This window comes from Gluconobacter kanchanaburiensis NBRC 103587, from assembly GCF_007988905.1.
Taxonomy (GTDB): Bacteria; Pseudomonadota; Alphaproteobacteria; order Acetobacterales; family Acetobacteraceae; genus Gluconobacter; species Gluconobacter kanchanaburiensis.
The window spans coordinates 1-19671 of sequence record NZ_BJVA01000003.1 but is presented as its reverse complement, the minus strand read 5'-3'; the positions used below and the strand labels follow the sequence as shown (position 1 = coordinate 19671).

General features: G+C 59.3%; 23 protein-coding genes. 16 read left to right on the top strand and 7 right to left on the bottom strand.

Features of this window, described 5'->3' with window-relative positions:
• Window positions 1-175: 175 nt before the first annotated feature.
• Entirely contained in the window at window positions 176-466 is a 291-nt protein-coding gene (locus GKA01_RS03185) for an accessory factor UbiK family protein (RefSeq protein ID WP_146859183.1), read from the bottom strand.
• Between the two features lie 81 nt (window positions 467-547).
• Between GKA01_RS03185 and rfaD the strand changes: the two genes are divergently transcribed.
• Genes rfaD through GKA01_RS03170 form a run of 3 tightly spaced genes read left to right on the top strand, consistent with a single transcriptional unit; the run spans window position 548 to window position 3133 of the window.
• Window positions 548-1528 (top strand): ADP-glyceromanno-heptose 6-epimerase, encoded by a 981-nt coding sequence (gene rfaD, locus GKA01_RS03180; protein WP_146859181.1) that lies wholly within the window; start codon window positions 548-550, stop codon window positions 1526-1528.
• A 26-nt stretch (window positions 1529-1554) separates the two neighbouring features.
• The gene (gene lgt / locus GKA01_RS03175) at window positions 1555-2361 is read left to right on the top strand and encodes a prolipoprotein diacylglyceryl transferase (RefSeq protein ID WP_146859570.1); all 807 of its coding nucleotides are present in this window, start codon (window positions 1555-1557) and stop codon (window positions 2359-2361) included.
• Window positions 2354-3133: a polyphenol oxidase family protein gene (locus GKA01_RS03170; protein ID WP_146859179.1), complete on the top strand. Its 780-nt coding sequence runs from the start codon at window positions 2354-2356 to the stop codon at window positions 3131-3133. The genes lgt and GKA01_RS03170 overlap by 8 nt, the downstream gene beginning before the upstream one ends.
• Here the strand turns inward: GKA01_RS03170 and GKA01_RS03165 are convergent.
• Window positions 3091-4275 (bottom strand): acyltransferase family protein, encoded by a 1185-nt coding sequence (locus GKA01_RS03165; protein WP_146859572.1) that lies wholly within the window; start codon window positions 4273-4275, stop codon window positions 3091-3093. The two genes, GKA01_RS03170 and GKA01_RS03165, sit on opposite strands and share 43 nt — an antisense overlap.
• Window positions 4276-4401: 126 nt before the next feature.
• Window positions 4402-6507: a catalase gene (locus GKA01_RS03160; RefSeq protein ID WP_146859177.1), complete on the bottom strand. Its 2106-nt coding sequence runs from the start codon at window positions 6505-6507 to the stop codon at window positions 4402-4404.
• Between the two features lie 218 nt (window positions 6508-6725).
• On the opposite strand from GKA01_RS03160, the gene GKA01_RS03155 reads away from it, so the two are divergent.
• Window positions 6726-7601: an SDR family oxidoreductase gene (locus tag GKA01_RS03155; RefSeq protein WP_146859175.1), complete on the top strand. Its 876-nt coding sequence runs from the start codon at window positions 6726-6728 to the stop codon at window positions 7599-7601.
• Between the two features lie 13 nt (window positions 7602-7614).
• Here GKA01_RS03155 and GKA01_RS03150 read toward each other — a convergent pair whose 3' ends face one another.
• Entirely contained in the window at window positions 7615-8946 is a 1332-nt protein-coding gene (locus GKA01_RS03150) for an MFS transporter (protein ID WP_146859173.1), read from the bottom strand.
• Between the two features lie 199 nt (window positions 8947-9145).
• On the opposite strand from GKA01_RS03150, the gene GKA01_RS03145 reads away from it, so the two are divergent.
• Together GKA01_RS03145 and pth are read left to right on the top strand one after the other, a co-directional pair.
• Window positions 9146-9802, top strand: coding sequence for a 50S ribosomal protein L25/general stress protein Ctc (locus GKA01_RS03145; RefSeq protein ID WP_146859171.1), 657 nt, complete (start codon window positions 9146-9148; stop codon window positions 9800-9802).
• Between the two features lie 3 nt (window positions 9803-9805).
• A complete protein-coding gene (gene pth / locus GKA01_RS03140) occupies window positions 9806-10375 on the top strand; it encodes an aminoacyl-tRNA hydrolase (protein WP_146859169.1) in 570 nt (189 codons plus the stop codon).
• Here the strand turns inward: pth and GKA01_RS13750 are convergent.
• Window positions 10350-11141, bottom strand: coding sequence for a CPBP family intramembrane glutamic endopeptidase (locus tag GKA01_RS13750; protein WP_228119902.1), 792 nt, complete (start codon window positions 11139-11141; stop codon window positions 10350-10352). The two genes, pth and GKA01_RS13750, sit on opposite strands and share 26 nt — an antisense overlap.
• Between GKA01_RS13750 and GKA01_RS03130 the strand changes: the two genes are divergently transcribed.
• The 7 genes from GKA01_RS03130 (at window position 11140) to GKA01_RS03100 (ending at window position 16085) form a co-directional block, all read left to right on the top strand.
• The gene (locus tag GKA01_RS03130; RefSeq protein ID WP_194265843.1) at window positions 11140-11682 is read left to right on the top strand and encodes a hypothetical protein; all 543 of its coding nucleotides are present in this window, start codon (window positions 11140-11142) and stop codon (window positions 11680-11682) included. The two genes, GKA01_RS13750 and GKA01_RS03130, sit on opposite strands and share 2 nt — an antisense overlap.
• On the top strand, window positions 11679-11975 hold the full coding sequence (locus tag GKA01_RS03125) for a transcriptional regulator (RefSeq protein WP_146859167.1): 297 nt from the start codon (window positions 11679-11681) through the stop codon (window positions 11973-11975). The genes GKA01_RS03130 and GKA01_RS03125 overlap by 4 nt, the downstream gene beginning before the upstream one ends.
• Before the next feature lie 124 nt (window positions 11976-12099).
• Complete coding sequence (ychF, locus tag GKA01_RS03120; protein ID WP_099287299.1) at window positions 12100-13194, top strand: redox-regulated ATPase YchF; 1095 nt, start codon at window positions 12100-12102, stop codon at window positions 13192-13194.
• The gene (locus GKA01_RS03115) at window positions 13187-14455 is read left to right on the top strand and encodes a glutamate-5-semialdehyde dehydrogenase (protein ID WP_146859165.1); all 1269 of its coding nucleotides are present in this window, start codon (window positions 13187-13189) and stop codon (window positions 14453-14455) included. The genes ychF and GKA01_RS03115 overlap by 8 nt, the downstream gene beginning before the upstream one ends.
• Window positions 14456-14487: 32 nt before the next feature.
• Window positions 14488-15075, top strand: coding sequence for a nicotinate-nucleotide adenylyltransferase (locus GKA01_RS03110; RefSeq protein WP_244289160.1), 588 nt, complete (start codon window positions 14488-14490; stop codon window positions 15073-15075).
• A 98-nt stretch (window positions 15076-15173) separates the two neighbouring features.
• Window positions 15174-15626: a ribosome silencing factor gene (gene rsfS, locus GKA01_RS03105; RefSeq protein WP_146859564.1), complete on the top strand. Its 453-nt coding sequence runs from the start codon at window positions 15174-15176 to the stop codon at window positions 15624-15626.
• Window positions 15627-16085, top strand: a complete 459-nt coding sequence (locus GKA01_RS03100) for a 23S rRNA (pseudouridine(1915)-N(3))-methyltransferase RlmH (RefSeq protein ID WP_146859161.1) — start codon at window positions 15627-15629, stop codon at window positions 16083-16085.
• A gap of 19 nt (window positions 16086-16104) precedes the next feature.
• Here GKA01_RS03100 and GKA01_RS03095 read toward each other — a convergent pair whose 3' ends face one another.
• The gene (locus GKA01_RS03095) at window positions 16105-16824 is read right to left on the bottom strand and encodes a CHAP domain-containing protein (protein ID WP_146859159.1); all 720 of its coding nucleotides are present in this window, start codon (window positions 16822-16824) and stop codon (window positions 16105-16107) included.
• Between the two features lie 172 nt (window positions 16825-16996).
• Complete coding sequence (locus GKA01_RS03090; protein WP_146859156.1) at window positions 16997-17347, bottom strand: RidA family protein; 351 nt, start codon at window positions 17345-17347, stop codon at window positions 16997-16999.
• Between the two features lie 124 nt (window positions 17348-17471).
• Here GKA01_RS03090 and GKA01_RS03085 point away from each other — a divergent pair, with 124 nt between their 5' ends.
• Genes GKA01_RS03085 through GKA01_RS03075 form a run of 3 tightly spaced genes read left to right on the top strand, consistent with a single transcriptional unit; the run spans window position 17472 to window position 19621 of the window.
• Window positions 17472-18149 (top strand): MBL fold metallo-hydrolase, encoded by a 678-nt coding sequence (locus GKA01_RS03085; protein WP_167506315.1) that lies wholly within the window; start codon window positions 17472-17474, stop codon window positions 18147-18149.
• Between the two features lie 16 nt (window positions 18150-18165).
• A complete protein-coding gene (locus GKA01_RS03080) occupies window positions 18166-18645 on the top strand; it encodes a DUF192 domain-containing protein (RefSeq protein ID WP_146859154.1) in 480 nt (159 codons plus the stop codon).
• Window positions 18646-18652: 7 nt separating this feature from the next.
• Entirely contained in the window at window positions 18653-19621 is a 969-nt protein-coding gene (locus GKA01_RS03075; protein ID WP_146859152.1) for an SDR family NAD(P)-dependent oxidoreductase, read from the top strand.
• The last annotated feature ends 50 nt before the right edge of the window (window positions 19622-19671 follow it).

The following is a 19671-nucleotide window of genomic DNA, read 5'->3' as shown; positions in this document are numbered from 1 at the left end:
GGGTCTCCCAAGGCCGTGGAGCCTGGCACCGGCCTGGCGCCGGTGCGGCGCTCCAGATGTCTGCGGCCGGAAGCGGAAAATCCGCTCCCGACATCAGTTACGTTATGGAGCCTTGGCCTCAGGTGCAAGCATTACGCGTTGCAAAAGTCACACTGATTTCGAGGACTGTTGCAGATCAGCCCTGTGGGCCGCCTTTTTCTTCGGTTGCAAGCTCCTCCACAGCCGCCAGACGCGATTCGATTTCCGTCAGACGCTGTTCTGTTGCGTCCTGTGCCATGCGCGCACGGGTTGCCATTTCCTGTACCGCGTCGAATTCGTCACGACGCACGAGGTCGAGGCTGTTGAGGATTTCGTCCACGCGGGTGCGGACGATGGCGTGAAGTTCTTCGCGGGCGCCGGTCACGGCGGAAAATGCGTTACCGGCAAGGCCAGCGAGGTCGTCGAAAAAGCGGGGTCTGTCAGCCATGGTGAGGGTCCTGCTGTTCTGCGGCGTGTCGTATAGGGCGCGTCGCTTGGATCGTTGTCGGGGGCAGACTATACAGGAAGGATGATTATCGTCACCGGCGGGGCCGGATTCATTGGTTCGTGTCTCCATGCCGCTTTGCGTCGCCGGGGTTTGCGGACGGTTGTGGTTGACCGGCTCAGGGATGGGGTGAAGTGGCGCAATCTGGCGTCCCATGCGCCGGATCGCATCATCACGCCTGATGAACTGGAAGGTTTCCTTGCGACCGAACCGGATGTGGAAGCCGTGTTCCATATGGGGGCGATCAGCGCCACAACGGCGCGGGACGGAGATCTTGTCTGGTCGAGCAATGTGGCCCTGTCGCAGGTGCTGTGGCGCTGGTGCGCAGCGCGGGGCGTGCGGATGATCTATGCGTCCTCGGCCGCGACCTACGGGGCGGCGGACCGGCCGGAGATGTTCCGTGACGGGTTGGATGGCATTGAGGGCCTGAGACCGCTGAACCTGTATGGTTGGTCCAAGCAGGCTTTCGATCTGTGGGTGAAGCGGGAAATCGAAGACGGAGCGCCTGTGCCGCCACAATGGGCCGGGCTCAAGTTCTTCAATGTCTATGGGCCGAACGAATACCACAAGGGGTCAATGATCTCGGTCGTGAAAGTCAAATACGACGAGGTTGTACAGGATCGTGCGGCAAAGCTGTTCCGTTCAGATGTGCCGGGACTGGCCGACGGGCAGCAGCAGCGGGACTTCATCTGGGTCGGGGACGTTGTCAGCGTCATGCTGTGGCTGTTCGATCATCCTCAGGTCAGCGGGCTGTTCAACTGCGGGACCGGTGTGGCGCGGAGTTATCTCGATCTGGCGCATGCGGTCTGTGACGCTGCGAAGCGGGCGAGGGATGTTGAGTTCGTGGACATGCCCGAGAAACTACGCGGGCAATACCAGTTCTTTACCTGTGCGGATATGAGCCGCCTTCGCGCTGCGGGCTATGATGCGCCGTTTACGTCTCTTGAAGATGGAATCGGGCAGTATGTGCGCGACTATCTTTCCCGTCCTTCCCAAAATCTCTGAGAGCCGTGTCCGTGAGCCATCCCCTGATCTTTCCTGATTTTGATCCGGTTGCCTTTCATGTCGGGCCTTTGGCGGTGCGTTGGTATGCGCTCGCCTACATGGTGTCGTTCATCATTGCGCTGCCGATTGCGAAGCGGCTGAACCGTCTTGCGCCGGAAGTGGCGACGAAAGAGCAGGTCGATGACTTCCTGTTTTACGCCATCCTCGGCGTGCTCCTTGGAGGGCGGCTGGGGTATGTCCTGTTTTATCGGCCGATGGATTATTTTTCGCACCCGCTGGAAATCTTCAAGACATGGGATGGCGGGATGTCGTTCCATGGTGGGGCGCTGGGCGTCATTCTGGCGCTGGCGTATTTCAGCTGGAAGAACCGTCTGAGCTTTCTGGCCTTTGCGGACCGGATCGTGCCGGTGGTGCCGATCGGACTCGGGCTTGGGCGCTGTGCGAATTTTGTGAACGGGGAGCTGTGGGGGCGGCCGGCGTCCCCAGATCTGCCCTGGGCGATGATCTTCCCGACCGGTGGGCCGATTCCGCGTCACCCGTCCGAATTGTACGAAGCCCTGACCGAAGGTGTGCTCCTGCTGTGTGTCATGCTGTTTGCGGCCAGCCGTCCGGCGGCGCGTGAACGGTTCGGGTTCCTGTCGGGGCTGTTCCTGTTCGGTTATGCCTGTGCACGGAGTTTTTGCGAGTTCTTCCGCCAGCCGGATGCGAATATCGGGTTTCTGTCCGGCGGCACCACCATGGGGCAGTTGCTGTGTATTCCGATGGCGCTCGCGGGAATGGGGCTCATGGTTTATGCGATGCGGCGCCCGGCGCAGGTTTCGGCACATGTCTGAGGCCGTGCTGACGGGATCGGTTCTCAGGGGGCCACACGGGTTCTTCACGCGGCTCGGGGGCGTCTCGCCGGCTCCGTATGACAGCCTGAACTGTTCGCTGTCCTCGCAGGACGATCCGGTGAATGTGACGGAAAATCGGGCGCGTGTGGCTCGGGCGATCGAGGTGGAACCGGATCACCTGCTGGGTCTGAAACAGACGCATAGCGACATCACCGTATCCGTGACGGCGGAAACGCCGCTCTGGGTGGCCGGGAGCGGACAGGTCGGCGATGCGCTGGTGACGGATTGTCCGGAGATCGGCGTGGGCGTCATTACGGCGGATTGCGGGCCGGTGCTGCTGTCTTCTGAGGATGGGCGGATCGTGGGTGCGGCCCATGCGGGTTGGCGCGGGGCTGCGGGTGGAATTCTCGAATCCGTGGTGGCGCAGATGGTTGCGCTGGGGGCTGTGGGGATTCGGGCTGTTGTCGGGCCTTGTATTGCACCGGTGAGTTATGAAGTCGGGCCGGATATGCGCGATGCTGTTCTGGCTTACGGGAGTGTGGGGGAAATCTTTTTCCGTTCAGCGCCTCGCGCCGGGCATTTTCTGTTCGATCTGCCGGGTTATTGCGGGTTTCGCCTGGAACAGGCCGGGGTCCAGAATGTGCAGATTCTTGGGGTGGATACGCTGACAGACCCGCGTTTCTTCAGCCATCGCCGCCGTACCCTCGCGGGCGGTGGGCACATCGGACATCAGATTTCGGCGATCCGCCCGCTGGATGTCCCGCTGGGCTGAGGATGGCGTAGGCCGGATTTCTCCAGCAGCCAGCGATCGGCGGGGCGTGAGAGGAAACGGTCCACGAGGGCGCCGAGGTAGAAAGATAGACCGAGGGTCGGGAGGAACCAGACCCAGCCGAACCTCCAGTTCTCTCCTGTGTGTTTGAACAGGTGGGCCATCGGCATCACCACGAACATGTGGCTGAGATAGATTTCGTAGCTCAGCCTGCCCCACTGGCGCGGCCATGCCAGAAACCGACTTGCGGTTGCTTTGCCCCAGCCATTGTAGAAGGCGAGCAGCAGGGCCGCGCAGGAGAGCGTAAAGTATAGCGGGGCACCGTAATTCAGGGTCTGCCAGAGAATATGGCTGTCCAGCAGATAGAGCCCGACGCCGAACGCTCCGCCCCAGCCCAGCCAGGGTGTGAGACGCGTCAATGTGAACGGAGACATCCGGTGTGCCAGCAGGGCTGTGCAAACGCCCATGGCGATTGCGGAAATGCCCGGCCCATAGGCTTCGTCCTGCCAGATGTCCGAAGCGTCCCGGATCTGCCATTCCGCGAAAGGCAGGGAGAGGGCCAGAAGGACGAAAACGCAGACGAGCAGTCTGGAGCCGATGAGTTTTGGAAAGCGCCCACTCAGGAGGCAGAGGATCGGGAAGGCGAGGTAGAACAGTTCCTCGACTGATAGCGACCACAATACGTCCCAGTTGGCCGGGAGGTAGTTCGTCCGGGCTTCATAGAGGTTCAGATGCATGAACAGGGCGGCGAAAATGGCGCCGGGCAGGGTCTGGCCCTCATGGTGGAAGAGGAAGTCAGGCGCTCCCGTGAGATTGAGAGCAGTGAGCACTCCCAACAGGACCAGCAGGCATGGCAGGATCCGGCAGGCGCGGCGTCCGGAGAAGGCGAAGATGTTGACGCGGCCCAGACTGCCCCAGCGGCGTAAGGTGTGATCGGTGATCAGAAATCCGGAAATGACGAAGAAAATCTTCACGCCTTTGGCGCCGTCCCAGGTCAGGGCTTTCAGAAGAAAAGCGGGAAAGACGGCGGAGAGACCGGTGTGCATCAGGGGGATGCGCAGAGCGAGATGATGGATGACGACCAGAATGATGGAGAGGCCCCTGAGCAGGTCGATCCCCGGATTGCGCTGCGCGCCAGTCGTCATTGTCTGCACTCTGAAATTCCATCTGTAAAAGCGAAACGCTTCTGCAATGGAAATCAGGCATGATTCCGTTCGGAATACGGCGGATATAAAAAAGGCCGGAGAGATGTCTCCGGCCTTTTCATGGTTTCAGACAGCCTGGGTTCTGGCTTCGCGATCCCAGAAGCGCAGATTGCGGCACAGCGTGATAAAGTTCGGGATATCACCGGCCGCTTCAAGGGAAACGGTGCCGTCATCCATGTCTTCGGGGGTGATGCCGCCTTTGGCGAGAAGGGGTTTGGCATCCGTGCCATAGCCTATGAACTTGGCGTGGGTGAAGGCGTCGGCCACGAAGTCCCGCATCGTGGCTTCGCCGGTCAGGAGTTTCGCGCCTTCTGCGGAGGGAAGCAGGATAATCGCATCATACAGGACCGAGGGCGCGCCGACGATTTTCTGTCCCGCAGGTACGAGCCTGCCGTCTGTCGTTTTCACGCCACCGACCGCCGGGGCGACCAGTTCGACGACGGTGCCTTCGGCTTCCGTAGCTTTCATCAGGGCGGCGAGGAGGTCCGCATCCGTGCCGTCGGTGACGAGCACGCCAAGTTTGCGGCCCTTGAAGGAGTTGGGGCCGTTTTTGAGGATGCTCAGTGGCATGGAAGCCGGAAGATCCGTGAGGGGAGTACGGGCCGCCGGGGCCGGGCTGGGCATTTTCTCCAGACGCAGCCCCTCGGCCACGCCTTTGGCCAGCGTCTCATCAACGTTCAGCAGATGGGCGACGACGCGGGCGCGGATGGCGGGCGTCAGGCATTTGCTGAGTTCGAAGACGAAGGCGTTTTTGATATGCGCCTGCTCGGTGGGGGTCTGGCTGGCGTAGAACTGACGCGCCTGACTGTAATGATCGGCGAAAAGCTCGCCCCGCTCCCGGGTCTTCCGACCGTTCACGTCCTCAGCATAAGGTTTGTAGCCGGTCTGCGGGTTCTCACGCGGCCCCATACCCCAGGAATTGGGCTCGTAGTTCGCACGTCCCTTCGGGTTGTGCATGGCCATATGGCCGTCCTGCTGGAAGTTGTGGAACGGGCATTTCGGCGCGTTTATGGGGATATGCGTGAAGTTCGGCCCGCCGAGGCGTTTGGTCTGGGTGTCCAGATACGAAAAGTTCCGGCCCTGAAGGAGCGGGTCGTTGGTGAAGGCGATGCCGGGGACGACGTTTTGGGTGCAGAAGGCGACTTGCTCGGTTTCGGCGAAGAAGTTGTCTACTGTGCGGTTCAGTACGAGGCGTCCGATACGCCGGACGGGGACGAGTTCTTCCGGGATCAGCTTGGTCGCGTCCAAGATGTCGAAATCGAATTTATCGGCGAAGTCGTCATCGAAGAGCTGCACGCCGAGCTCCCATTCCGGGAAGTCGCCGGAATTGATGGCGTCCCACAGGTCGCGGCGGTGGAAGTCCGGATCGGCTCCGTTGATCTTGACGGCTTCGTTCCACACGACGGACTGCAAACCTTGTTTCGGCTTCCAGTGGAACTTCACATAGGTGGATTTGCCCTCGGCATTGACGAGGCGGAAGGTATGGACGCCGAAGCCTTCCATGAAGCGGAAAGAACGCGGAATGGCGCGGTCGGACATGACCCACATGAGCATGTGGACGGTTTCGGGGGAGAGGGACGCGAAATCCCAGAAATTGTCGTGGGCGGACTGGGCCTGTGGGAAGCCGCTGTCGGGCTCTTCCTTAACGGCGTGGACCATGTCCGGGAACTTGATGGCGTCCTGGATGAAGAAGACGGGTATGTTGTTGCCAACGAGGTCCCAATTGCCTTCCTCGGTATAGAGCTTCACGGCGAAACCCCGGACGTCGCGCACCATGTCAGATGATCCGCGCGCGCCCGCGACGGTCGAGAAGCGTACAAAAGCCGGGACGCGCTTGCCGATTTTGCCCAGCACGCTGGCGGTTGTGTAATCGGCGAGGGAATCCGTCAGTTCGAAAAAGCCGTGTGCGCCATAGCCGCGGGCGTGGACCACGCGCTCGGGAATGCGTTCATGATCGAAGTGGAAGATTTTCTCGCGGAAGTGGAAATCTTCAAGGAGGGTTGCGCCATGTGCGCCTGCTTTCTGGGAGTTCTGGTCATCGGAGACGGGAACGCCCTGCTGGGTGGTCAGGGTGGGTGTGTCGCCTGTGGCCGTCTGATGGGTGGCGCCCTGCGGCCCACGCTCGAAGGTTTGGTCGCTGATGGTGACAGTTGTGCGTTTGTCCGTGTTCATCTGAAGGAACCTCCGCCGATGGAACTCCGGGGGGAATCCGGAAAATCTGGTGAGGGTGTCTCTCCCGCAGGAAAGTCGTACCCATAGTAAGGTGTGTGTAGAAAGCGTGTGTCCGGCCAAATGTTCCGGAAATAAAACCGGGAAAAATTTCTGAACCCCGGAAGAACACGCGTCGTTAAGGGAGAACTCTGTTTTCGGACATCATGAGGAAGTTTCCCATGCCTGCTGATCCCCGCACATGTTATCCGCGTCCTCCTTTCAAAGGACAGGCGCAGAAATTTCCCGGACTGTCCGAGAAGATGGTTCCTAAGCCGGATTACGGGGAGGAAACTTACAGGGGCTCCGGAAAGCTGGCGGGGCTGGCGACGTTGATTACGGGGGGGGATTCCGGCATTGGGCGGGCTGTTGCGCTGGCATTCGCGCGCGAGGGTGCCGATGTTGCGATTTCATATCTGGAGACGGAAGCGGATGATGCGCGCGAGATTGCATCGCAGATCGAGGCTGAAGGACGCACCTGTCTGCTTTTGCCGGGTGACATTCGGGATAGTAGCCACTGCCGGGAGATGATCCGCAAAACCGTCGAAACGTTCGGGCGGCTGGACGTTTTGGTGAACAACGCAGCTTTCCAGAAGGCGCGGGCAAAGCTGGAAGAAATTTCTGAAGAAGAATGGAAGCGACATTTTTCCACAAATACGGATGCGCTGTTTCATCTGACGAAAGCTGCACTGCCTCATCTTCAGGCAGGGGCGTCTATCATCAACACGTCTTCGGTTAATCTGAAGACGGCTCCTGAACTTCTTGTGCCCTATTCGATGACGAAGGCGGCGATTGCGAATTTTACGTCCAGCATGGCACAGCAGCTCGCGGGGCGGGGTATTCGCGTCAACGCCGTGATGCCAGGTCCGATTTGGACGCCGTTCATTGTGACGGGCATGCCGGAAGAGGAGCAGGAGCATCTGGGGGCGGATGTGCCGCTGGGCCGTCCGGGGCAGCCTGCCGAACTGGCGGGGGCGTATGTTTATTTTGCCGACCCGATGAACAGCTACACCACGGGTGCTCTTTTGGCGGTCAATGGCGGTGTTCCGGTGATCTGAGACGTTCGTTGGATCAGGATTGTGCGAAGGCCTGCTCGTCATCGAGCGGGCGTTTTTCCGTTCTGGGACCGAAGATAAGCGTCACCGTGGCACCGGACAGCAGGATCAGGGTCGTGAGGCCGAAGACACCCGGAAAGCCCGTACGGGGATAGAGCCAGCCAATCAGGACCGGCGAGGCGATGGCCCCGATGCGTGCGACGGCGGAGGCGAGGCCCATCCCACGGGCGCGGAGGGCGGTTGGAAAGAGTTCCGGCGTATAGGCGTAGATGCCGCCATAGGTGCCGTTCATGAAAAAGGACAGCAGGATTCCGAAAAGCAGGACTTGAGTTGGGGTTTGGCTTGCAGCCATGCCGATGGCACTGAGGGCCCCTGCGATCATGAAGCTGGCGACGGTGGCGCGCCGTCCAAGACGTTCGGTCAGGATGGCGGAGGTGGCATAGCCGGGAAGCTGGGCGAAATAGATTGAAATGGCGTAGCCGAAGCTGCGGGTGACGGTCATCCCGCGTTCGATCATCAGGGTCGGGATCCAGGTGAAGAAGGCGTAGAAACTGAAGGTGATGGCCAGCCACATCGCCCAGCTCATGAAGGTGGAGCGGCGAAGACCGGGGGTGAAGAGGTCCCGGACCGGGCGCAGGGAGGGCGCGCCACGATCGGTTGTGGTGGTGAGGCCGACGGCGAGGCCCGCGCTTTCCTCGATGTCGCCCACGATCCGGCAGGCTTCGGTGGTGTGTCCGCGTTCGTCGAGCCAGCGCGGGGATTCGGGCAGGGCACGTCGCCACCAGAGCAGCATCAGGATCGGAAAGCCCGTAAGCGCGAGAGCCCAGCGCCAGCCATCCGCCAGGGCGGGGACAAGCATGAATCCCAGAAGTGCCGCCGTGACATAGCCGAAGGAATAGAATCCGGTCAGGGCTGCGGTGAAGGCGCCCCGATAGCGTGCGGCGACGAATTCGCTGAGATACGGCGCGATGATGGTGGCTTCCGCGCCGGCGCCGATTCCCGAGAGCAGCCGGCACAGGAAAAAGCCCGTGAAGGAAGCAGACCCTGCGGAGAGCAGCGAGCCGATGGCATAGATGGCAAGGGCGCTCATCATCACGCGTCGTCGGCCAGAGCGGTCGCCCCACCATCCGGCGAGAAGCGACCCGAGGCCGTAGCCCAGATAGGTGGCACTTCCCAGCAGACCGAGTGCGGGGCCGCTGAGATGCCACTGGCTTTTCAGCATGGGTAGAGCGAAAGCCACGATGGCGGAATCGAGGCCGTCAAACGTGTAGCCGAGGCCGCCGAGGAACAGCAGTTTCCAGTGAAAGCGGGTAAAGGGCAGGCGTTCGATGCGGGCGGCAATGCTCATCGGGCGGGGGTCACGGCCGGAAACTGTGGAAGCGGAACGCAATCGTAGCGGTCGTGTGAGGGAGTGGTCCAGAGGGGCGGGACAGGGCGTTTGAATCCGAAAATGGTTGTGCCGGTGGCGGTTTTCCGCTACTCCGCGCCTCGTACAGGCACCCCTGGAGGTCTGTGTTGGATAAAATTCAATACGCAGGAGCGTAACAGTGGCTAATTTGACGACACTTGCTGTCTCGACGCGTGCGAAGGCTGGTAAGGGGGCAGCGCGCGCTACGAGACGTGAGGGCCTCGTGCCGGCCGTGATCTACGGTGGCAAGCAGGAACCCTCCATCATCGCACTCGACCCGCGCGTGATCATGAAGGAGCTGCATCGCGGTGGCTGGTCCTCGCGCGTGTATAACCTGGCTGCCGAAGGTGCGGAGCCGGTTGCGGCCCTGATCCGTGACGTGCAGCTTCACCCGGTCACCGATGCCCCGATCCATGTGGATTTCCAGCGCGTTGCCGCCGGTACGAAGGTCCATGTTGAAGTCTCCATCGCATTCATCGGTGAAGAGAAGTCCCCGGGCATCAAGCGTGGTGGCGTTCTGAACGTTGTCCGTCACTATGTCGACGTGCAGGCTGATCCGGCCAACATTCCGGAGCATTTCACGGCCGAACTGAGCGGTCTGGAGATCCACGACAACGTGCGCTGGACGGATCTTAAGGGCACCGAAGGCGTTACTCTGGGAAGCGGCCAGGCTGCTGACATGGTCATTGCCTCCATCGCCGCACCGACGGTTGATGCCGAAATGGAAGCCGAAGCCGCTGCCAAGGCCGCTGCTGAAGCCGAAGCTGCTGCAAAGCCCGGCGCAAAGAAGAAGTAAGTCATGAGGCTCTGGACCGGTCTCGGCAACCCCGAGCCGGGGATGAGCCGTCATCGACATAATATCGGCTTCATGGCGGTCGACGAGATCGCCAGGCGCCACGGCTTCTCGCCGTGGCGCAAGCGTTTCCGGGGGGAAACCTCTGAAGGCGTCATCGGGGGACAGAAAATCCTGCTCCTCAAACCGATGACGTATATGAACCTGTCAGGTGACAGCGTTCAGCAGGCCGCGCAGTTCTTCAAGATCGCGCCGGACGATATCACCGCATTTCACGACGAACTCGATCTGGCGTTCGGCAAGCTGCGCATCAAGCGTGGCGGTGGTGCCGCGGGACATAATGGTCTGCGGTCCATGGACAAATGTCTGGCGGGGCCGGATTACTGGCGCGTGCGAATGGGAATCGGTCATCCGGGGCACAAGGACCGTGTGACGGGTCATGTGCTGGGTAATTTCGCCAAGGCGGAAGAGCCGGAGCTCGAGCGCTGGCTTGAGGCCATGGCGGACGCAGCGCCTCTTCTTGCGAAGAAAGAGCACGAAGCCTTCATGACTAAGGTTGCCCTGCTGGCTGCCTGACGGTCTTTCGGCTGAAATGGCCGGTCAGGGCGGGTCTGATAAACAGGGCTATGACGTCCATCAGGGCGTGAAATCCCATCAGCCAGATCAGGGGGGTTCCGTGGAGGGCGCGGAGCATGAAAATCAGGCCGATTATCGTCGTGATCAGCACGCCTTTGTGCCCCTGATACCAGTGCATGCCTCCGAATAGCAGCGTTGAAAGCACCGCTCCGGCAATCAGGCTGCCGGTGAGCTGGCCTGCGAGCAGGGGAAGTGCCAGACGGAAGAAAAGCTCTTCCCCCAGACCCGCATTCAGGCAGAGCAGAAAGGCCAGTCCGGCTTCAGGCAGGGTGCGTGGGATGAGGGCGGAAAAATCGCCAAGTGGGTTGAGAAGCGCGGGCCGCTTCAGTTTGCGGAGCAGAATGAACACGCCCGCGAGGATCAGGAGCCCGCAGGTGAATCCTGCGAAAAACGCGGGTGACATTTCAGGAGGCGTCGTGCTGGCCGGTGTCGCCGGTGCGGACAGGCGTAGCTGGGCAAGGGGTGTGGGCTTCACGGATTCAGGCAGAATCCAGAGCGTCACGAGGCCCCCAAAATCGAAAAGCAGGACGCTTTGGAACAGCCATTTCAGATAGAAGCGGCGTCTTTCCTGAGTATGGGGGGCTGTGCGGAAGATTTTCCAGTCCTGCATTCCCCTGCGGCTGTGATGCACGCAGGCGGCCAGCAGGAATGCGAGCCAGAGGATTGCCAGAATTCTTGCTGCGAAGATGCCGTGCAGGATTGTCATGAATGGGTTCTCTTTCCATATTGGAAAGTCAGATCATCATTTTCCGCATTGGAAAGTCAAGGCCATGCAGCAGGATGGATTCGAAACGACGCATGTGAGCAGGCGAGACGATGCGCGTGCGCAACTGGAAGCGCTTGACGCTTTCAGGGGCAGACTTCCGAAAGAGTTGGTTTGTCCGTGGTGGAATGCACCGGTCATAGGTGGGCTTCTGGCGCTCCTGACTTTTGCGATGAGTCTGGATCCGCCTTTCATGTTCCTTCTGGAAGGGCTGTGTGTCGCATTGATGGGTATTTTCTTTACGATTGCGCGGCGGCGTATGGGATATTTCGTCAGTGGGTATCGCCGGGGACGAACCCGAAAGATTGCAATCGGCATGGTCCTGGCGGTTTATGCGATGATGGCGCTGTCCGGAGTGGGGGCGAGGGTGCTGCATCTGATGTGGCTGCCATGGATTGCGACTCTGGGCAGTTTTGCGATCGGCTATGGGGTGGCGCTGCTCTGGCGAAGGGCCTGGCAGGCTGGTATGACGGCAGGGTTGTGACGTCTGTTCTCCAATTCGATTCTGTTATTCACCCTCCGGTCCGCTTGCAGCTTGCTGCGGCTCTGTCGGAAGTGAACGACATGGAATTTGGACGGGCGCGGGATCTGCTGGGTGTAAGTGACTCGGTCCTGTCCAAGCATCTCGCGCAGATGCAGGAGGCGGGCTATGTGCGGTTGCGCAAGGCACCTCTGGGGGGGCGGCAGCGAACCTGGCTGGTTCTGACGGCACAGGGGCGTGCGGCTTTGAAGGCGCATGTGCGAGCCTTGCAGGATCTAGCCGGAATCGTGGGCTGAATGCCTGTTTCGTGAGGGTGGGAGGTTGTGAGCCTCTTCCGTTTCTGCGAACACAGGGCAACGGAATTTTCTGGAACGGGTCGTTCGCGTTCGAGCGGTCTTTTAGTGATGATGGAGAGCACGAATGGGTTTCAATTGCGGCATCGTTGGTCTGCCCAATGTCGGCAAGTCCACGCTGTTCAATGCCCTGACGGAAACGGCTGCTGCACAGGCTGCGAATTACCCGTTCTGCACCATCGAGCCGAATACGGGGCGTGTGGCCGTGCCGGATGCGCGGTTGGATGAACTGGCGCGGATCGGCAAGTCTATTCGCAAGGTTCCGACCAGCCTCGAATTCGTGGACATTGCCGGTCTGGTCCGGGGTGCGTCCAAGGGTGAAGGTCTTGGGAACCAGTTCCTTGCCAATATCCGTGAAGTCGATGCCATTGTTCATGTGCTGCGGTGTTTCGAGGATGACGACATCACCCATGTTGAGGGTGGGGTTGATCCAGTCCGTGATGCCGACATTATTGAGACGGAGTTGATGCTGGCCGATCTGGAGAGCTTGGAAAAGCGCCAGATTGGTCTTCAGAAGCGCGCTCGTGGCAACGATCGTGAGGCTCAGGCCCAGCTTGAACTGATGGAGCCATTGCTGGCAGCTCTGCGTGACGGCAAGCCGGCGCGGACGGCTGTTCCGAAGGGACAGGAGGTTGAGGCGTCCCGTCTTCAGCTTCTGACGACGAAGCCTGTTCTGTATGTCTGCAATGTCGAGGAAGCCTCTGCGTCCACCGGTAACGCGTTTTCGGAAGCCGTGCGCAAGCGCGCGGAAGCCGAGGGTGCAGGCGTTGTCGTGGTGTCGGCCGCGATTGAAGCGGAAGTCAGCCAGTTGCCGCATGAAGACCGGACGGAGTTTCTGGATGGTCTGGGTCTGACGGATAGTGGGCTGGATCGAGTGATTGCGGCTGGTTACAAGCTGCTCGGTCTGCGGACGTATTTCACGGTTGGGCCGAAGGAATCCCGCGCCTGGACGATTACGGCCGGGACGAAGGCACCTCAGGCCGCTGCTGTCATTCACAACGACTTTGAACGTGGCTTCATCGCCTGTGAAACCGTGGCGTTCGACGATTATGTGGCCTGCAATGGCGAGGCCGGGGCCAAGGAAGTTGGCAAGTTGCGGATCGAAGGCAAGGAATACGTTGTGCAGGATGGTGACGTGCTCCTGTTCCGGTTCAATGTCTGAGGTTGCTTCCGGGGCCGTCCGGATTCTGGGTGGTCTGGTGGAGAAGGCCCGTCGGGCCAGTCGGACTCTGGCACGCGCCGGTGAGGACACCCGTAATCTTGCGCTTTTTGAGGCTGCAAAGGCGATGCGGGAGCGGTCTGACGCGATTGTTGCGGCCAATCAGCAGGATTTGGTTGCCCTTTCCGAAGACCGGAATGCTGCGTTCCGCGACCGTCTGACCCTGACGCTTGAGCGGATCGAGGCTATGGCGCGTGGTCTGGAAGAAGTTGCACGTCTGCCGGACCCCGTGGGGCGTATTCTGGCGGAATGGGATCGGCCGAATGGTCTGCATTTTCGGCGGGTTGCGGCACCGCTTGGCGTGATCGGTATGATCTACGAAAGCCGCCCGAATGTCGGTGCGGATGCGGCGGCACTGTGCATCAAGTCAGGCAATGCCGTCATTTTGCGCGGGGGCGGGGAGAGTTTGCATTCGTCGCGTGCGATTCAGGCTGCGATGGAAGACGGTCTTCGGGCTGCTGGGCTGGACGAGGCCTGCGTGCAGATTTTCCCGTCTGCCGATCGTGCACTGGTGGGGGCCATGTTGCAGGCTTCGGGATTGATCGACTTGATTATTCCGCGTGGTGGCAAATCCCTTGTGGAGCGGGTGCAGCGTGAAGCCCGCGTTCCGGTTCTTGCTCATGCGGATGGTCTAAATCACACTTATATTCATGCGAGCGCTGACCCGGTTATGGCCCGGAAGGTGCTGTTGGACGCGAAAATGCGCCGGACGGGCGTCTGCGGTGCGACCGAAACGCTGCTGATTGATGTTGTGATTGCGCCGACGCTCCTGCCATCGCTGGTTCAGGATCTGGGTGCAAAAGGATGTACGTTTCGGGCGGATGACCGGGCTCGTGCGATTGTTCCGACACTTGCAGCGGCCAAGCCTGAGGATTTCGGAACAGAATGGCTGGATTCAGTGCTGTCGATTGCCGTCGTGGACGGCGTTGAGGATGCTCTGGATCATATCGCCCGGCATGGAAGCTCGCATACCGAGGCCATTATTGCTGAAGATGCAGAGGCTGCGGCTAAGTTTCTTAACGGAACGGACAGTGCGGTTGTGATGTGGAATGCCTCCACGCAGTTCTGTGACGGTGGGGAGTTCGGATTCGGGGCAGAAATTGGCATTGCGACAGGGCGGATGCATGCGCGCGGTCCGGTGGGACTCGAACAGCTCACATGCTATCGCTACGAGGTGATCGGCACCGGACAGGTGCGGGGCTGAGCCATATTCCGACGTCTGGCGACGGCCGGAATATGCGGATCGGCCTGCTGGGGGGCTCGTTCAACCCGGCCCATGCCGGTCATCTCATGGTGGCGCGGCGGGCTTTGCGGGCTTTACAGCTGGATCAGGTGTGGCTCATGGTCTCGCCGGGGAATCCGCTTAAGTCGGGCAAGGGGATGGCCCCCTTCAGGGTGCGCCTTGCTTCTGCGAAGGGGATCGCGGATGGGCGGCGAATCGTTGCGACCGATATCGAATCCCGTCTAGGGCAGCGCTTTACTGCCAAAACCGTAGCCTTGCTGAAGCAGCGATTCCCGCATGTCCGTTTCGTGTGGCTGATGGGAGCGGACGGGCTAGCGCAGCTTTCACGATGGAAGCGTTGGCGCCGACTGGCGGCGATGGTTCCTATCGCTGTTGCGCCACGTCCGGGGAGTGTTTCGCCCGCGCTTAGAGGGGCTGCAGCCTCTGTTTTGCGGCATCAGAGACGGCCTTTGCGGGAATCTCCGGTGCTTGCGGAGCGAAAAGGCAACGCATGGACGTTCCTTTCTGCGCCGCAGAACGATATATCGGCTACAGCGTTGCGTAAGTCCGGTCAGTTTTGTCCGGAATCTGATCAGGAGTAAAAACCATCACCAAGACAACCTCTCCCGAATCGCAGGCCAAGAAGCCTGTGCGCCGGAAAACCAGCTCCCCCGATGCGGCACTGGCCGAGGCTGCCAAGGTGCCCGGAACGGCTCGCAAAAAGGCCGCGGTTGCCGGACCAAAGAAAACCGCCGTCAAGCGCGAGGCCGTGCAGCCGGATCTTCTGACCAGCATGCTGAATGTCATCACCACGAGTCTGGATGAAGACAAGGGTGAAGACATCGTTGTGCTGGACCTGGTCGGGCGTGCAAACTTCGCTGATTGCATGGTTATTGCGACTGGCCTCGCCGACCGCCAGATTTCCGCAATGGCGCATCATATCGAGAAGAAGCTCAACGAGATCGGCATCAAGCGCATTCTGATCGAGGGCGCGAATGGTAGCGACTGGGTTTTGATCGATGCAGGCGACGTTGTTATCCATCTCTTCAAGCCGGAAAGCCGCGAGCTTTATGGTCTGGAGCGGATGTGGGGCACCGATTTGGATGGCAGCGAAAACGAAGTCGCGGTCGGACAGGGCGAAGAGCAGGATTGAATGAAACTGGTCGCAATCGGCCGGCTCAAAGCCGGGCCGGAACGCGAACTGTTCGAGCGTTATGCGGGCCGTATCAGGCCCGCTCTGACGGTGACGGAACTCGCGCCGTCAAAAGGCAGCGTCCAGGAGCAGAAGCGCAAGGATGCGTCTGCACTTTTGGGCGTCTGTCCTGATAATGCCCTGATCGTGGCGCTGGATGAGGGTGGAAAGACCCCGGACAGCCTGCGTCTGGCGGAGATGCTGTCTCGCTGGCAGGAATCGGGGCGCCCGATCCATTTTCTGATTGGTGGTGCGGAAGGGTTGGATTCAACCGTGATCCAGCGGGCCGACGCCGTGATTTCTCTGGGGAAATTGACCTGGCCGCATATGCTGGTCAGGGTGTTGATCGCCGAGCAGGTCTTTCGGGCTCAGGCTATCAATACCGGTCATCCTTATCACAGGGAATCCCGACCAGATTAGAACGGTCCTTGGAGCCGTATCAGCGAATTGAACGGTTCGGTGCGTCCGAAGTGAAGGCGTCGTCCGGAGCTTCGGCAACTTCCGTGCTGCTCATCGGGTGGCTCAGGGGGCTGGATCCGTTCATGACCGCGCGATGGCGAAAGGTGGACGGACCGCTAGCGCGGGCCAGAACAACCTGCGGTGCCGGGCTGTGGTCTTCGCTTTCGGAGTGCGGATAGATGAAACCGTAGGTCGGATAGATGCTTCCCAGTCGGCCGCTGCGGTCATTGAGCGCAACGCGAACCGCGCTCCAGTCGTTGTTGGGGGAGACGTCAACGACCCGGACGTTATGTGCGATGCCGTTGGAAGCCCAGTGAGACTGGTCGATATAAATGGTGCGGCTGTCTTCCACAGAACGGACCACCGCGACGTGGCCGAGGGGCATACGGCGGATGGCACGAAAATTCAGAACGGAACCGGCTTGGGGAGCGGATCCACGGGCATAGACGCCAGCAGCATTGTGCCACCAGTCACGCGCATTTCCGTGCAGAACGACTTCAGATGCGGACTTTGCATAAGCCACGCACTGAATGACATGAGCGTAGGAACGATGATGGGTGCTGGAGCGATGGTTATGGAAGATGGTTCTTCCATGATGATGACCCGAAATGTGACGGGCCTGAGCCTGTCCCGAAAAGAGTGCGATCGCAGAGAGCGCCAGAGCAGAGAGAAATGTTTTCCGGCAACTTTTGTTCTTCACGATCTTTGGGATCCTGACTGGTGGTGTGTTGTTCGGGTTACAGCGAGGTAACAACCTTCCTGCAACCCTGACAAGAGTAGAATGCAGACCTGTGGGTTAAATTTTCGTTTTCAGGGGAAATCTTTTTGCAACCACACTCCGCTGCAATTTCGCCATAATTCCCTGAGTGGGTTTATTTCGTCGTGATGAGCATGATTTCGACGAGGATCCTGGGATCAGCCAGTACTGCCTGAACGCAGGCGCGGGCAGGCGCCATGTTTTCCGGAAGCCATGCAGACCAGATCGTGTTGAGGGCGGCACGGTCTGCAATGTCCTTCACCCAGATCTGGGCCTGGAGGATCCGCGTTTTGTCTGTGCCATGTCCTTCCAGGATGTCGTCAAGCTGGGCGAGAACGCTGCGGGTCTGTTCTTCGATGCCCTGGGAAAGGTCACTGGCAACAACACCCTGCGTGAAGATGAAGCCATGATATTCGACGGACTTTGAGAGAATGGCGTTGGGCTCTGTGCGGATGATGCGGCTCATGATCTTACCTTGTGTGATGTGAAAGTATGCAGAGTGGCCATCCCTTGACGGAGGGTCAATGATGGGCGTGCGTCGGTCGCATGAGCGGCTTGTCGTCCGGAGGCGGAGCCTGTATCGGCACATCATGTCGGATCGTCTGGAGGGGAGAGCTGTGACTCCTGTGAATGCGAAGCGGGTGCCGGTGACGCCTCTGCGACAGAACTGCACCATTCTCTCAAATGAATTGGGGAAGGCGGTCGTCGTTGATCCAGGTGGGGATATTGAGGATATTCTCCAGCAGTTGGATGGGATGGCGGTTGAGGCCATTCTCCTGACGCATGGTCATCTGGATCACGCGGGCGGTGCGGCAGCCTTGAAGCGGGTGCTGGACAGTCGTCAGGATCAGGGGGTGCCAGTTCTGGGCCCCGATCGGCGCGATGACTTTCTGTTACAGAGCATCACAAAACAGGCCGCCGCGTTTGGTATACCGGGTATGGAGAATGTCACCCCTGACCGTTTCGTGGAAGACGGTGAGGTTCTGCATTTGCTTGGGCAGGAACTGCATGTTGCTCATCTGCCGGGCCATACGCCTGGACATGTGGTCTTTATAGATCGTGGTAATGGGCGCGTTCTGGCAGGTGATACGTTGTTTCGGGGAACTGTCGGCCGTACGGATTTCGCTTATGGCGATCCTCATGCTCTCATTGCCGGGATTCGGAGCCGTCTTCTGTGTCTGCCTGATGAAACCGTGGTGTTGTGCGGGCATGGAATGCCAACCACCATTGGCGAAGAGCGCCAGACCAATCCATTCCTGATTTCCTGAATCTGAAAGTTCTATCATGCGAATTCTAAGCTGTGCGCTCGTCATGACGTTGGCCCTTGCTGGTGGGCGTGCCGCCGCAGCAGAAGAGGTCATTACGCAGGCTCAGGCCCGTCTACCGACGGAGACCCTGACGATTACGACACGTGACGGGCAGAAACACGGATTTACGGTAGAACTTGCCAAAACCTACCGACAGCAGGAAGTCGGTGAAATGTTTCGCAGGCACCTTCCCGAAAACGAGGGTATGCTTTTCATGTGGCCAACGCCTCAGGTTTCGGACATGTGGATGCGCAATACGCTCGTTCCGCTGGATATCGTTTTTATTGATTCGACCAATCATATCCACGCGATTGCAGAGAATGCGGTCCCTCTGAGCGAAGCAATCTTGAGAAGTGACGGGGTTGTTGCCAACACTCTTGAGCTGGCTGGAGGCGTAACCGCCAAGCTGGGAATTCGTGTGGGGGATCTTGTGGCAAGCCCCGTTCTCAAGCACTGAATGTCCTGTGAAGGTCCTGGTCACCGGAGTCGCCGGATTTATCGGGTTTCATGTTGCTGATGCCCTTCTGAGGGCAGGCGTGGAAGTCGTAGGTATTGATAACCTCAATGTATATTACGACCCGGCCCTGAAAGCCGCTCGTCTTGCCCGACTGGAACTCTACGCGAAGTTTGCATTCGTGAAAGCTGATGTTGCTGATCGCGAGTCCATGCAGTCTTTGACAGACACGTATAATGATCTGGAAGGTGTGATCCACCTCGCGGCTCAGGCCGGCGTCCGCTACTCCATGGTAGATCCCTATTCCTATGTCACAGCCAATGTCATGGGGCAGGTCACTGTTCTAGAGGCTTGTAGGCGGCTGAAGAGACTGAAGCACGTCGTTTATGCGTCATCTTCGTCTGTATATGGCCGTAATGAGCGTAGCCCTTTTTGTGAGCATGATCGGGTTGATCATCCAAGCTCCCTGTATGCCGTAACGAAAAGAGCGGCTGAGCTAACGTCGGAATCCTACGCCTATCTCTATGGTATTCCACAGACAGGCTTGAGATTTTTCACGGTCTATGGACCTTGGGGACGGCCTGATATGGCGTATTATGGTTTTGCCAAAGCCATCGTCGAAGATCGCCCCCTCACTCTTTACGAAGGGCAACATCTTTCGCGCGATTTTACCTATATCGACGATATTGTTCGTGGCGTGCTGGCGATCCTGGAAAAGCCCCCTCAATCGAGTACGTCCCAAGTGTACAATTTGGGGGGAGACAGGCCGGAGCGGGTAGTTCGGATGATTGAGCTTCTGGAACGTCATCTCGGGAAAACGGCGATCATAGAGAAGCGGCCGAGGCCTGTTGCCGATATGGAATCAACGTGGGCTTCTTTGGAAAGCGTATCCGATTTTTGTGGGTGGAGGCCTGAAGTCTCTTTCGAAGAAGGGATGGAGAAATTCTGTGTCTGGTTCAAACAGTTCCACGAAATCTGATTTTTTCACAAAAATGCAATTTCTTTGTTGACCGCTTCCTTAGCCCCCCG